This is a genomic window from Bradyrhizobium sp. STM 3557 (assembly GCF_045571465.1).
Classification (GTDB): domain Bacteria; phylum Pseudomonadota; class Alphaproteobacteria; order Rhizobiales; family Xanthobacteraceae; genus Bradyrhizobium.
The window spans coordinates 1,497,655-1,509,922 of sequence record NZ_CP120697.1 but is presented as its reverse complement, the minus strand read 5'-3'; the positions used below and the strand labels follow the sequence as shown (position 1 = coordinate 1,509,922).

13 protein-coding genes and 1 pseudogene are annotated in these 12,268 nt (G+C 64.5%); 9 read left to right on the top strand and 5 right to left on the bottom strand.

The features are described from left to right. Positions 1 to 8: 8 nt before the first annotated feature. Positions 9 to 866: a LysR family transcriptional regulator gene (locus P6U24_RS06815; protein WP_407158393.1), complete on the bottom strand. Its 858-nt coding sequence runs from the start codon at positions 864 to 866 to the stop codon at positions 9 to 11. 95 nt (positions 867 to 961) lie between these two features. Between P6U24_RS06815 and P6U24_RS06810 the strand changes: the two genes are divergently transcribed. After that, positions 962 to 1,339 (top strand): tautomerase family protein, encoded by a 378-nt coding sequence (locus P6U24_RS06810; RefSeq protein WP_407158392.1) that lies wholly within the window; start codon positions 962 to 964, stop codon positions 1,337 to 1,339. Positions 1,340 to 1,382: 43 nt separating this feature from the next. On the opposite strand, the gene P6U24_RS06805 is transcribed toward P6U24_RS06810, so the two are convergent. After that, positions 1,383 to 3,980 carry a TIGR02302 family protein gene (locus tag P6U24_RS06805; RefSeq protein ID WP_407158391.1) on the bottom strand — a complete coding sequence of 866 codons (2,598 nt, stop codon included), beginning with the start codon at positions 3,978 to 3,980 and terminating at the stop codon, positions 1,383 to 1,385. Between the two features lie 433 nt (positions 3,981 to 4,413). On the opposite strand from P6U24_RS06805, the gene P6U24_RS06800 reads away from it, so the two are divergent. From P6U24_RS06800 to P6U24_RS06785, 4 genes are all read left to right on the top strand, one after another. Further along, complete coding sequence (locus P6U24_RS06800; protein WP_407158390.1) at positions 4,414 to 5,112, top strand: hypothetical protein; 699 nt, start codon at positions 4,414 to 4,416, stop codon at positions 5,110 to 5,112. A 168-nt stretch (positions 5,113 to 5,280) separates the two neighbouring features. Continuing rightward, positions 5,281 to 5,892 carry a DUF3611 family protein gene (locus P6U24_RS06795; RefSeq protein ID WP_407158389.1) on the top strand — a complete coding sequence of 204 codons (612 nt, stop codon included), beginning with the start codon at positions 5,281 to 5,283 and terminating at the stop codon, positions 5,890 to 5,892. 334 nt (positions 5,893 to 6,226) lie between these two features. After that, positions 6,227 to 7,048, top strand: coding sequence for a PhzF family phenazine biosynthesis protein (locus P6U24_RS06790; RefSeq protein ID WP_407160806.1), 822 nt, complete (start codon positions 6,227 to 6,229; stop codon positions 7,046 to 7,048). A 518-nt stretch (positions 7,049 to 7,566) separates the two neighbouring features. After that, positions 7,567 to 7,926, top strand: coding sequence for a type II toxin-antitoxin system RelE/ParE family toxin (locus P6U24_RS06785; protein WP_407158388.1), 360 nt, complete (start codon positions 7,567 to 7,569; stop codon positions 7,924 to 7,926). Here P6U24_RS06785 and P6U24_RS06780 read toward each other — a convergent pair. Beyond that, positions 7,809 to 8,050: pseudogene (locus P6U24_RS06780) on the bottom strand (diaminopimelate decarboxylase); the annotation flags it as partial. The gene P6U24_RS06785 and the pseudogene P6U24_RS06780 overlap by 118 nt on opposite strands. Positions 8,051 to 8,120: 70 nt before the next feature. On the opposite strand from P6U24_RS06780, the gene P6U24_RS06775 reads away from it, so the two are divergent. From P6U24_RS06775 to P6U24_RS06760, 4 genes are read left to right on the top strand one after another with little or no spacing between them, the layout of a single operon-like run. After that, the gene (locus P6U24_RS06775; RefSeq protein WP_407158387.1) at positions 8,121 to 8,711 is read left to right on the top strand and encodes a TetR family transcriptional regulator C-terminal domain-containing protein; all 591 of its coding nucleotides are present in this window, start codon (positions 8,121 to 8,123) and stop codon (positions 8,709 to 8,711) included. After that, a complete protein-coding gene (locus P6U24_RS06770) occupies positions 8,708 to 9,616 on the top strand; it encodes a haloalkane dehalogenase (protein WP_407158386.1) in 909 nt (302 codons plus the stop codon). The genes P6U24_RS06775 and P6U24_RS06770 overlap by 4 nt, the downstream gene beginning before the upstream one ends. Positions 9,617 to 9,628: 12 nt before the next feature. After that, positions 9,629 to 9,856, top strand: coding sequence for a SelT/SelW/SelH family protein (locus tag P6U24_RS06765; protein WP_407158385.1), 228 nt, complete (start codon positions 9,629 to 9,631; stop codon positions 9,854 to 9,856). A 48-nt stretch (positions 9,857 to 9,904) separates the two neighbouring features. After that, positions 9,905 to 10,336, top strand: a complete 432-nt coding sequence (locus tag P6U24_RS06760; RefSeq protein WP_407158384.1) for a GNAT family N-acetyltransferase — start codon at positions 9,905 to 9,907, stop codon at positions 10,334 to 10,336. A gap of 87 nt (positions 10,337 to 10,423) precedes the next feature. Here the strand turns inward: P6U24_RS06760 and lysA are convergent, their stop codons facing one another. Continuing rightward, positions 10,424 to 11,689, bottom strand: coding sequence for a diaminopimelate decarboxylase (gene lysA / locus P6U24_RS06755; RefSeq protein ID WP_407158383.1), 1,266 nt, complete (start codon positions 11,687 to 11,689; stop codon positions 10,424 to 10,426). A 256-nt stretch (positions 11,690 to 11,945) separates the two neighbouring features. Then, positions 11,946 to 12,254 carry an LPS translocon maturation chaperone LptM gene (gene lptM / locus P6U24_RS06750; protein WP_407160805.1) on the bottom strand — a complete coding sequence of 103 codons (309 nt, stop codon included), beginning with the start codon at positions 12,252 to 12,254 and terminating at the stop codon, positions 11,946 to 11,948. Positions 12,255 to 12,268: the final 14 nt, after the last annotated feature.

Here is a 12,268-nt window from a genome sequence, read left to right as displayed (position 1 = left end):
CACTTTCGTCAGCCGCGCACGGCGCTTCGAAACGCCGCCGAGAGCGCGGCAAGTGCGTCGCGTGGCCGGCCGTCCTTGACGCGCGTGTGGAGCAGAACGGGCAGGCGTGGCAGATCAGGCAGGCCGAGCCTGGGGCCGACATCGATCGCGCCGAAGGGCAACATGCGCGGCGCTAGCGCGGCCACGCCCAGACCGGCCATGACAGCTGCCGCGACGGCGGCCACACCGCCACCGACGAAAATCTCCGTCCAGGGCACGCCTGCCGCATCGAGCAGTTGCTCGGCGATCGCGCGCACGCCACAAGGCTCGGCCATGGTGGCGAGCGGCAGCGGCTCTCCGGCACGATGCTGCCAGACTGGGGCTGCGAACCAGCCGAACTCCTCTTCCGTCAGAAGCTCGCCGTCGTTCCGTCCCGCATGCAGGCGTACGATCACGGTGTCGAGCTCTCGCCGGTCAAAGCTTTGCAGCAGGTCATTCGAGGATCCGATCCGGATCTCGATCAGCAGTTGCGGATCTTGCGCGTTCATGCGGGCAATCAGCGCCGGCAGCTCCGGTCCCGCGACATGGTCGCTGATGCCGACGGTGAGACGCTGCCGGGCCTCTACGCAGGCGGCGAGCGCGCGGTCATGGACCTCTAGAAGCTCGCGGGCGCGGGCGAGGAAAGCTGCGCCGCGTGCCGAGAGCTGCACGTAGCGTGGCGTGCGATCGAGCAGCCGACAGCCGAGCCGATCTTCGAGCCGCTGCAGCTTCAGGCTGACCGCTGCCTGCGTCGTTCGCATGACTTCGGCGGCGCGGGTAAAGCTGCCAAGCTCGGCAACGCGGATGAAAGCCTGGACGGCATCCAGGTCGAGGGGGCGTTCCACCATTTCCAGATGTTATCACTGATATCAAATTGCATAGCATATCAAAATGAGCGAATGCGCCCCTAAGATCGCCCAGGCCCACTGGAAAGGACGCCCCGATGCCGCTGCTTCACATCTCTCTGCGCGCCGGAAAGCCGGTCGCTTACCGGCAGGCAATCTTCGACAGCCTCTATCTTGCGATGCGCGACACGCTCGATGTTCCCGAAGGCGACCAGTTCATGACCATCAGCGAGCACGATGCCACGAACTTCCGCTACGGAAATGCCTTTGGCATCATGCGACGCGATGATCTGGTGCTGATCCAGATCACGGTGTTCAACACCCGCACGACGGCACAGAAGGCGGCGCTGTTCCGTCGCATCGCCGAGCTGCTCGGCAAAAGCCCCGGCATCCGGCCGGAGGACGTGTTCGTGAACGTGATCGAGGCCGCGAAGGAGAACTGGTCGGTCGGCCACGGGCTCGCGCAATTCGCCTGAGGCGTGCGACGCACCGCGCGGCTGCGGCCTCGCGAACGACCGATCAGAAGTCCTTCAGGAGCCGCTCGATGTAGTCGAGCTCGATCTGCGGCCGGGCGGGATCGCCGAGACGGCGGCGCAGTTCCTCCAGGATGCGGCGGGCCCGCTGCACGTCGATTTCGCCGGGGACTTTCTGCGAATAGTCGTCGACATTGCGGTCCGCATGCAACGGCCGTCCGAGCGGATCGGTCTGCGCGCCATTCGGCTGCCGGCCGGCGCGACTGCCCGGGCCGTCGCCCTGCTGTTCGCCATCCGCCTGCTGCATCGCGTCGGACAGGCTCTGTTGACCTTTGCGCAGCGCGTCGAGTGCCCTGCCCTGCGATTCGACCGCGCCGTCGGCATTGTTGTCGCCGAGCTGGGTGCCGGCGTCGCCCATCGCGCTGTCGGCCTCGTCCAGCCCATCGCCGCCATCGCCCTGATCGACCCCCTGGTCGTCGCCTTGCTGTCCCTGCTGACCTTGTTGGCCCTTCTGCCCTTGCTGGCCCTTCTGGCCGCGCTGCTTCTGTCCAAGGCCGCGCTTGGCGAGCTGATCCTGAAGCTGCTTCAGCCGGTCGCGCAGCGATTGCTGGTCCTGCTGCAGGTCGCTCATGCCCTGGTCCTGATCCTGGTCGCCCTGCTGCTTGCCGCGCATGCGGTCACGCCGCGAGTCCTGACCCTGCTTGAAGGTCTTGTCGCGGAGCTGCTGCTGCTTGCGGATCATGTCGTTGAGCTCGTTGAGCGCCTGCTCCATGTCCTCGTCGCCGCCCTGGCCGGGCTGCGCCATCTGCAGGTTCTCCAGCATCTGCTGCAGCTGCTCGAGCAGCTCGCGGGCGCCCTCCTTGTCGCCCTGGCGCGACATCCGCTCCATGCGGTCGATCATGTTCTGCAGGTCCTGCTGGCGCAGGACTTTCGTATTCGGATCGAGCGGGCGCTGCGCGAGCTGCGGATTGTTGCGCAGCTGCTCGGCGAGCTGGCGCATGTAATTGTCCATCGCCCGCCGCAGATCCTGCGTCAGCTTCTTGATCTCCTCGTCGCTGGCGCCGCGCTCCAGCGCCTGCTTCAGCGCGTCCTGGGCGGCGCGCAGCGCCTTGTCGACATCGGTGATGTCGCCGTCCTCGATGGTGACGGCGAGCGCCCACATGCTGGCGACGACCTCGCGAAGCGCGTCGTCGGTGTGCGCGGCCTCGAGCTGGCTGGCGATCGAGCGCAGGCCGAGATATTGCCCCGTCTCGGGCATGAACAATTCGGGCGCGATCAGCAGCGCATCGAGCGCGGCGAACACGTCGCCATTGCGGTTGGCGTCGAGCGCCAGGATGCGGCGCTGCTCGATCAGCGCACGCGCCAAGGGCTTGGTGAACAGCCGCTCCGGCAGCCGCGTCTCGAACGGCTCGCTCTTGCCTTCATTGCCCGCCTCGTCCTTGGCGGTCAGCGTCAGCGTCACCTCGGCGCCGGCATACGGATTTTCGCTCAGATCCTTCACGGTCTGGCCGACCCCGTTGCGGGTGCGGGCATTCGGCAGCACCAGCGCGAAGTCCGGCGGCTGGAACAGGGGCCGCGCCTTCTCGGCATCAGTGGATGGTTCGGTCGGGCGCGCCGCGACATGGGCCTGCGCTTCCGTGACGCCGTAATCATCCTCGAGCTTGTAGGACAGTTTGAGCGAGCCGCGCGCCTGGCGTTCGGGGTCCTTGGCGAACGCAATGGTCGGCGGACGGTCCGGCGTCGCGCTGAAAGCCCATTGCGGCTGGCCCGAGGGCGCGCGCACATGCGCGGTGCCGTCGCTCGCGATGGTGAAATGCTTCTCCGTGGTGCCCTTCGGCGCCTGCTCGGCCGGCACCGCCTCGGTGACGCCGCCGGAGGTCGCAACGTCGAGCGAGCCGCCGGAGGAGCGGACGATCAGCGTGCTGCCGGCGGGCACCGCGAGCGGACCGCTCGGCGGCAGTGCGCCTTCCTTGTTGGCAGCGGAGAGAATGATCGGCGGCTTGCCGGTATAGAGCGGCGGCGTCACCCAGGCATCGACGCGAATGGTGACCGGCGTCAGCATGCCGTTCCAGTCGAAGGCGGAACCGACGCGGAAGGCCCGCTCGTCGCCGGCGGCGACATAGGTCGCGACCAAGAGCACCACGACCAGCGCGCGCAGCGCCCTGGGATCGTGCAGCGACAGCCGGGGCCGCGGCAGGCCGGCGCGGATCCGCTTGATCGAGGCCAGCGTCCGCTCGCGCTGCGCGAGCCATAACGCGCGGGCGATGGGATCTTGTGTCGTCAGCGTGTCGGTGAGTGCGGTCGCCGGACGATGCGCGATGCCGGAGCCCCGGTCGAGCCGCGCCAGGCCCTGCTCCCGGGTTGGCCAGCGGAACCGCAGCGTCGGCAGTGCGGCGGCGAGCAGCAGCACGCCGAACAGGCCGACGCCGACAACGCGCCCGGTGAATGGCAGCGCCAGCCAGAGGCCGGCCCATGACGCGACCAGGAACAGGCCGATGACGGTGAGGATCCGGGCGAGATGCGGCCAGCCGTGCTCCCAGGCGATCGCGATGCGCGCCCGCTGCAACGCCTGCGCCAGCCTCAGCCGGGCCAATGCATCTTGTGTGTTCACCGGCCGGGCCGGATCAGGGGTGACACCGCTCAACAAAATCTCCGGGTTGCCCGCAACGACACGCTACCACAAAGGCACCAGTGAGGCACCCGTTCCAATCCGGCTTTTCCGCCCGTCCCGCGGCTGCCACACGAGAGTGTGACCGGCGGTGAGTTCCCGCATGTGTGGCGAGTTCCCGCATATGTACGGAGAGAACCGCTCCAGTCGTGCCATCCCTCTCCCTCACGGCAATAGTTGCAAGACGCAGGCCAAGGGCGTGGAATAGTAACTTTGTTTAGTCGGCGGCTTGGCGGCCTCGAGAAAAGCCATTCGGCCCTCCATAAGTCGGGGGCGCAATTCGGCCGCCGCGCGATCTCGCATGTCACATGCGCCTTCGTTCTCGCGGCATGTTCCGCCCGAGTTTTCAAGGAGTCGTCGCCCTCGGCAAGAGTGAGGGCGCAGGGAAGGTCGGGAGCTGGCCTCTCCCATGGCCCGCCTGCAACAAGAAACGCAGGCGGCAGGTACCACAGGTTCGGCCGAAACTTCCGACCTTCCCTGCGCGATGGTGTTACGATTTATACGCGCTCTTCCCGGGGACCGGCTGTCTTGCCCCCGTTTTGCGACGATGCTTCGCATCATCGCGTCCGCGACAATGCGTAAACGCATTGCGCGGGGCATCAGCACCGGGATGCCAGAACCACGCGACTTCACCGTCGCATCGGATCGTTCGTCCGCATGGAAACCACGCTGCGACCCGACGCGCCCACCGCATCCCGCACCCGACGTCCGTGACGATCGCGAAGCGCCCCCTCGTTGGGACGGGATGAGCGGATCAAACCATAATTTCGGAAAAAGCGCAATAGAAATATTTGCGCGGAAGGGCCGGATGGGGCGAGGCGCGCTGAAGATGCTCGGGCGTTTAGTTGTCCAACGCGACAATCGGCACATTGCGCGCAATGCGGCCGGCTTTGTCATCGATCGCAATCTGCCATCGAAAACAGAAAGCTCATCCGAATCCACTGCCAACTCGGCGCCCATCATCGGCCTGATCAGGGCACAAAGACATCCAGCCAAACAGCCAAGTGTAGCCCGGCGTGTCACCGGAACGGCCGAATGTCGCCCGTTGACCATCTCGAACTTCCGGCCGGCGCCGGCGAGGTCAGTCCCGGAGTTCAACCGGAACTAAGCTGGCCGGACAATTGAAGGCTGATGCATTGCGGAGATCGCGTAACGGCGTCGAGGCACCGCGCGGCTCTGAAAGCCAGCTGGAATAATCATCCAACGGCAGCGACATTCGATTACCACTGGTCTATATTGGACGAGAATACACGGTGACAGCGAAGGCTCGGTCACGATGCTGCGGACGCTTCGCGAGATGCTATCCAGCAAAGATAGTCTGGCCAGGGCGTTCTTGCGCCTCGGCTGGGCTGGCCTTTGGATCCAGATCGTCATCGGTTCGATTCCCATTCTGCTTGCGATCTACGCTCTGATGTTTGGCCGTAGCGCCAGCGTGGGCACACGCGGTGGGTCCGTACTGATTGAAGGTCTCACCATTGTTGGATTGATCCTAATGGTGTTCACCACGATATGGTCCTATCGATATATACGCCTTGGCAAGCAGATTGCCGATCCTGCACGGCGGCCATCGGAATTTGAGATTCGGCGAGCAGCCTGGATAGGAGTTGCCGCAAGCGCGGTAGGCATACTCTTTTCAATGCTCGTAATCTTGTTCGAGGTCGTGCAGCTTCTGATCTATTTCCTCCGAGCTCCCCAGGCCGGCGTACCCGCGGTCCAGACTACAGGGGGAGGACAGGCGAGTTGGGTATCCGCAGCGGACATGATGAATCTGTTGGCCCTGACGCTCAGCCTATTTGGTGAACTCACCATTTTGGTATTTAGCATATGGCTGCTGTTCCGCAGCATGATGGCTTCTACTGAATTTCCCCAGGCCGGCAACGAAGGATAGCAGCCATCCCTTGGCTCGGCACAAATGCCTGCCCTCGGCTGTATGGCTGATCGCCTGGATTGATTGTCCACTTGCGGTTCTGGCCCATCTCGGATCGCGCTCGGTGTTGGGGATGTCCCCTGCTGCGGCTCAACCGGAAGTCTATCAGACGGCTTTTGGACCCCCAACGGGCATCCGCCTGTGCGTGACGTTGGCTGACATCGAGAGCCGTCTCAATCAGGCGACGATTCAACTTCACGCTATGCTTTTTGCGTTCTCCGCTCGCTTTAAGGGCGAGACATTCACCCGGAAAACGATAACCTCAGGCTCTGTGATCTTCACTCTGGAGCGACGAATGAACGTGCAGCGGATCGCCGCCTTCTCGCAAGGAACGAAAGGAGGCAACCCCGCCGGGGTCGTTCTCTGCGAAACGCTTCCTCCCGCCGATCGGATGCTGGCGACTGCGGCAGAGGTCGGATTCTCGGAGACAGTCTTTGCCGCACGGGGCGAGAATGGGTGGCTGGTACGCTACTTCTCACCTGAGATCGAGGTGCCGTTTTGCGGCCACGCAACAATTGCACTCGGAGCCGCGCTTGCTCTTGCGCACGGCGACGGCACCTTCACGCTCCAACTCAACGACACACGGATCACCGTGACAGGATCGCGGAATCCACTTATCGCCGCGTTGCAGTCGCCGCGCACGCGCAACGAACAGGTGCCGGAGGAGTTGGTCGAGACCGCACTCGATCTTTTCTCGTACACCGTAGCTGATCTCGACCCACGTCTGCCTCCCGCGATCATCGAGGCTGGTGCTCGGCATCTCGTCCTGGCCCTGACAAGCCGGCAGAAGCTCGCCACCATGCGGTATGACCTTGAGCAAGGAAGACGGTTCATGATGGCAGCCGGCATTGTCACCATCGCTCTCGTCCATGCGGAAACCAACACGCTTTTCCATGCCCGTAATCCATTCGCAGTCGGGGGCGTCTACGAAGACCCGGCAACGGGAGCAGCCGCAGCGGCGCTTGCGGGATATCTGCGCGACCTTGGATGGCCCCACGGTGGCATGATCGAAATCCTCCAGGGGGAGGACATGGGTATGCCGTCGCGGCTAAAAGCCGAGATCACCTCTGAACCCGGTGCCAGCATCCGGGTGTCAGGGGAGGCTCGACAGATGTAGCTGCGCTATGCGCGTGGCCAATGCTGGCCCGCCTTGGCGAGACGATCGGGGGAAGCTTGCCGGCTTCCGGGCCATCTCGGACCTTCCGGTCGGCGAAGGTCCTGTCCGCTTCCGAGGCTCAAGCGGAAGTGACCAATGGCGGGACCGAAGGGTGGCTTTGGACCTGTTGCTGACTTCCCGCGCCTGCGGTTAGAGCTATGCTGAATACGATGACCTTTGTCAGGAAATGGCGATTCCTGCATCCGAGGAACTGGACGTTCGGCGTTTGGGTTTATCTAACAGCCGCCGCGGCTTCTGCTTTGTTGTTGATCTGGGACACCCACAACAACGGAGGATTCCATCGCCACCATACACTCGCTGAACTGGCGATAGTTGGGAGCCTCGACTTGGCGATAGCACTCTTGTGGCCTGTAGTTCTGATCGTCGTCATTCTGCAATACGTTGGGTTATTGCCTCACCCGATCACACTCTGACGCGGCCTCCATGTGCGGTCTCCTCTTTTTCGCTGAGGTCGCCAATTGGCCCCCGAGTCGGACCTCCCAACCGGCGCCACGATTCTCGGAGGGCTTGAGCGCACTTTCGATTTGCTCGCAAATTCTCCGCGCATTGGTACGAGCGTAGACAATATCGCGCCAAGGTGCCGCCGCTTCCGATTTCAGGCGCGTGTGGTGTTTTACAGCAAGGATCACGACGGCATAATCATTCGTGTGGTCTTGCACCATGCACGCAAGATCAGCCGGATCTGTTCGATCGATCGAACTCACAACCACGGCGGCTTGTCCATCGCGATCGGCGCGTCCACGTCGATACGCGGGCGGATCACGGCGGCCCGGTCGCCCTTGACCGGCACCTCCGGCACCAGCGGCCTGCTGTTGTAGTGCCGGCCTGCACCGCGCCACAGGCGCCTGCGATCACGATGGCGAGGAGATCGGCCGCCTTCGGCTCCGGCAGCGTGCGGTCGAACGCAAGATAGTCGCCGCTCTCGCACACCGGCTCGATCACGGTCGCGTGTAACACTGAGGCCCGCAAAAGAAGCACTTGACGTTAATACGTACGTACGTATTATACGCTCATGCCCAAACCCTCTCTCCGAGACGCCATCCTCCACGCCGGCCTGAAGGCCATGTTCCGCACCGGCTATCACGGCACCAGCGTGCGCGACGTCACCGCGGCGGCGGGGGCGCCGCAGGGCTCCTTCACCAACCATTTCCGCTCCAAGGAGGCCTTCGCCTCCGAGGTGCTCGATCGCTATTTCGAACACACTAAAGGGCTGGTCGCCGAGGCACTCCAGGACACCTCGCTCACGCCGCGCGCGCGGCTGCGGCGCTATCTCGACATCATCACCGGCAGGCTCGCGGACGACGGTTTCAACCGCGGCTGCCTGATCGGCGATTTCAGCCTGGAAGCGTCCGGCAGCAGCGAATTGCTGCGCGCGCGGCTTGCCGACATCTTCGCCGCATGGCGCGTGCCATTTGCGGACTGCATTGCGGAGGCGCAGGCGCGCGGCGAGATCGCATCCGATTTCGATGCAGGCGAGCTTGCCGATTTCCTGCTCGCATCCTGGCAGGGCGCCATCCTGCGCATGAAGGTCGACCGCAATCCGAAAGCGCTCGAACGATTCAAGACCATCGCATTCCAAACCGTGTTCAAGGAGCCGTCATGAGCAAGCCGGTCGATGCCGCTATCCGCACGTCCCACATTCTTGGATCAACCATGGCTTATCGCGAGGACGGTGCCGCCGACGCACCCGTCGCGCTGTTCCTGCACGGCAATCCCACCTCGTCGCACATCTGGCGCAACATCCTGCCGCTGGTCGCGCCGGTCGCGCATTGCATCGCGCCCGATCTCATCGGCTTCGGCCAATCCGGCAAGCCCGACATCTCCTACGGGTTCTTCGACCAGGCCCGCTATCTCGACGCGCTGATCGATGATCTCGGCATCTCCTCGGCCTATCTGGTCGCGCAGGATTGGGGCACCGCGCTCGCGTTTCATCTGGCGGCACGGCGGCCGGATTTCATTCGCGGTCTCGCCTTCATGGAGTTCATCCGCCCGATGCCGACCTGGGAGGACTTTCACCAGTCGGAAGCCGCGCGCGCCACCTTCCGCAAATTCAGGACACCGGGCGAGGGCGAGGCCATGATCCTTCAGGGCAACGCCTTCATCGAGCGCGTGCTGCCCGGCTCGATCCTGCGCAAGCTGAGCGATGAGGAGATGGCACCCTATCGCGCGCCATTTCCGGACCCGGAGAGCCGGCGTCCGATCCTCGCGCTTCCGCGCGATCTGCCGATCGCGGGCGAGCCTGCCGACGTCTACGGCGCGATGCAATCCGCGCACGCGGCGCTCGCCGCCTCCTCCTATCCGAAACTCCTGTTCGTCGGCGAGCCCGGCGCACTCGTCTCGCCCGACTTCGCGGCGCGGTTCGCTGCATCATTGCGGCACTGTGCCCTTATTCAGCTCGGTGCCGGGCTGCACTATCTCCAGGAGGACCATCCCGAGGCGATCGGCCGCTCGGTTGCAGGCTGGATCGCGGGAATCGAGGCCGTGCGCCATTCACAGCTCGCCGCCTGAAGGGAGGACGCGATGTCGGATGTCACGATCATCTACTGCCGCCCTTGCGGCTACGAGAAACATGCGAAAGCGGCGGCCGCAGCCTTGCGCCGGCATCTTGCGCTCGAAGCAAGCCTGGTGCCGGGCAAGGGCGGCATCTTCCAGATCCGGGTCGGCGACAAGGTCGTCGCGAGCCGCAGCAAGGGGCACTTTCCGGACGAGGACGAAATCCTCGCGGCCGTCAAGGCTGCGCGGCACTAATTAGTCTCAAGAACGCGAAACATCACTTCCCTGCAAAAGGACCACCCGATGTCGATTGTCTGGAGCGAAGATCCTGCCGCGGTGGACTGGAGCGAGCTTTCCGCGCTCTATCGCGTCGCCCCGCTCGGCGACAAGTCGCCGGCCGACCTCGCGCTTGTGTTCGGAAACAGCATGTATCGGACCTTCGCATTCGAGTCCGGCCGCCTCGTCGGCGCTGGTCGAGCCCTGGCCGACGGCCGTGACTGCGCGTATCTCTGCGACGTCGCAGTGCATCCGGAGTGCCAGGGCCAAGGGCTCGGGCGCCAGATCATTGAACGGCTGCTCGCGCGCTGCCGAGGGCATCGCAAGATCATCCTGTATTCTGTCCCTGGCAGGGAGGCCTTTTACGAGCGCCTCGGCTTTCGCCGGATGACGACGGCCATGGCGATCTTCGCCAACCAGGCGGATGCCTATGAACGCGGCTATCTGGCCGCCCCATAGAGAAGCAAGGTCTGGCGACCGTCGGCTCGCGCTACATCGCGGCAGAGCTGTCTTCACCTCCTAAGCCGGGAGTGGGAACTAGAACCCTCACAGCCACGGCGCCGGCTTATCCATCGCGATCAGCGCCTCGACATCGATCCGCGGACGGATCACGGCTGCCTGGTCGCCTTTGACCAGCACCTCCGGCACCAGCGGCCGTGTGTTGTAGGTGCCGGCCTGCACGGCGCCATAGGCGCCTGCGGTCATGATCGCCAGGAGATGGCCCGCCTTGGGCTCGGGCAGCGTCCGGTCGAGCGCGAGATAGTCGCCGCTTTCGCAGACCGGGCCGACCACGTCGGCAATCATCTGCGGCGTTCCGGCGGCGGGCTGCACGACCGGCAGGATGTCGTGATGCGCTTCATAGAGCGTCGGCCGGATCAGATCATTCATCGCAGCATCAATGATGACGAAGTTCTTGGCCTCGCCGCGCTTCACATAGATCACGCGCGCAACGAGGATTCCGGCGTTGCCGACGATCATGCGGCCCGGCTCGAACAGCAGCGTGCAACCGAGATTGTGGCTGACGCGCTTGACCATGGCCGCATAGGCGGCCGGCTCCGGCGGCGCGGCGCGGTCCATGTAATAGGGAATGCCGAGACCACCGCCGAAATCGACGTGGTCGATGGTGTGGCCGTCGGCGCGCAAGGTCTGCACGAATTCGGTGAGGATCCGGAACGCGGTCTCCATGGGGCCGAGATCGGTGATCTGGCTGCCGATATGCACGTCGACGCCGGTGACCTGGATGCCGGGCAACTTAGCGGCACGGGCATAGACCTCGCGCGCAGAGTTAAGCGGAATGCCGAACTTGTTCTCGGACTTGCCGGTGGAGATCTTGGCATGCGTGCCGGCATCGACGTCCGGGTTGACCCGCACCGAGATGCGCGCCGTGCGCCCGGTCTCCGCGGCGAGCCGCGACAGCAGTTCGAGCTCCGGCTCGGATTCGATATTGATGCAATGGATGTCGGCGGCGAGCGCGGCGCGCAGCTCGGCCTCGGTCTTGCCGACGCCGGAGAACACGATCTTGCCCGCGGGAATGCCGGCGGCGAGCGCGCGCTTGAGCTCGCCGCCCGAGACGACATCGGCGCCGGCCCCACACTTCGCCAGGGTGCGCAGCACCGACTGATTGGAATTGGCCTTCATCGCGTAGAGGATCTGCACCCTCTCGCCGGCGAAGGCCTCGGCGAAGACGCGGTAATGCCGCTCCAGGGTCGCCGTCGAATAGCAGTAGAAGGGCGTGCCGACCTGCTCGGCGAGCGCGGAGAGATTGACCGCCTCGGCATGCAGCACGCCATCGCGATAGTCGAAATGATTCATGGTTCTGATCCGCGCACTGAGCCGCGAAAGCGATTCTGATTGTGGCGGCGAATTGCCGGGAAACCGGCTGGAATGTCAAATTGACGCTGTCACCCTCCCCTGGAGGGTCGCCTCACGGCGAGCGGAGCGAAACGTGAGGCGGGCGGGGTGATATCTCCACGTGCACCGTCGCGTGTGGCGTCACCCCAACCCGCCGCGGGTCGCTGACGCGATGCGCGTCGACCCTCCCCCTCAAGGGGAGGGTGGGAGACTGGTCCTACTTGCTGTCCAGCAGCGGATCGAGCACGAAGGATTTCTTGGTGCCGCGTGGCGCGCTGGGGGCAGCGTCGGTGCCGTAGCTCGGGTTGAACAGGCCGGGCTTATTGGCCGCGTCGGTCGCGGTGTCGGCCGGCGCGGACGAGAGCTGCGGTGCCGGCGGCGCGGTCGGCGGCAGATCCAACGGACCCTTGCGCCCGCAGGACGCGAGCATCAGCGCGGCGGCACTCACGACAAGAATGGTCCAGCCGGACGAGGTCGGACGTCGGATACGATTCACGGTTGATATCCCCAATGCGGCCGGCACCATACCGGGATTGCCGG

Coding starts and splice junctions, on each gene's coding strand:
- P6U24_RS06795 (WP_407158389.1), top strand. CDS start 5,281: ATGCTGCGGACGCTTCGCGAGATGCTATCCAGCAAAGATAGTCTGGCC.
- P6U24_RS06800 (WP_407158390.1), top strand. CDS start 4,414: ATGGCCCGCCTGCAACAAGAAACGCAGGCGGCAGGTACCACAGGTTCG.
- P6U24_RS06815 (WP_407158393.1), bottom strand. CDS start 866: ATGGTGGAACGCCCCCTCGACCTGGATGCCGTCCAGGCTTTCATCCGC.
- P6U24_RS06765 (WP_407158385.1), top strand. CDS start 9,629: ATGTCGGATGTCACGATCATCTACTGCCGCCCTTGCGGCTACGAGAAA.
- P6U24_RS06810 (WP_407158392.1), top strand. CDS start 962: ATGCCGCTGCTTCACATCTCTCTGCGCGCCGGAAAGCCGGTCGCTTAC.
- P6U24_RS06760 (WP_407158384.1), top strand. CDS start 9,905: ATGTCGATTGTCTGGAGCGAAGATCCTGCCGCGGTGGACTGGAGCGAG.
- lysA (WP_407158383.1), bottom strand. CDS start 11,689: ATGAATCATTTCGACTATCGCGATGGCGTGCTGCATGCCGAGGCGGTC.
- P6U24_RS06770 (WP_407158386.1), top strand. CDS start 8,708: ATGAGCAAGCCGGTCGATGCCGCTATCCGCACGTCCCACATTCTTGGA.
- P6U24_RS06790 (WP_407160806.1), top strand. CDS start 6,227: ATGAACGTGCAGCGGATCGCCGCCTTCTCGCAAGGAACGAAAGGAGGC.
- lptM (WP_407160805.1), bottom strand. CDS start 12,254: ATGGTGCCGGCCGCATTGGGGATATCAACCGTGAATCGTATCCGACGT.
- P6U24_RS06775 (WP_407158387.1), top strand. CDS start 8,121: ATGCCCAAACCCTCTCTCCGAGACGCCATCCTCCACGCCGGCCTGAAG.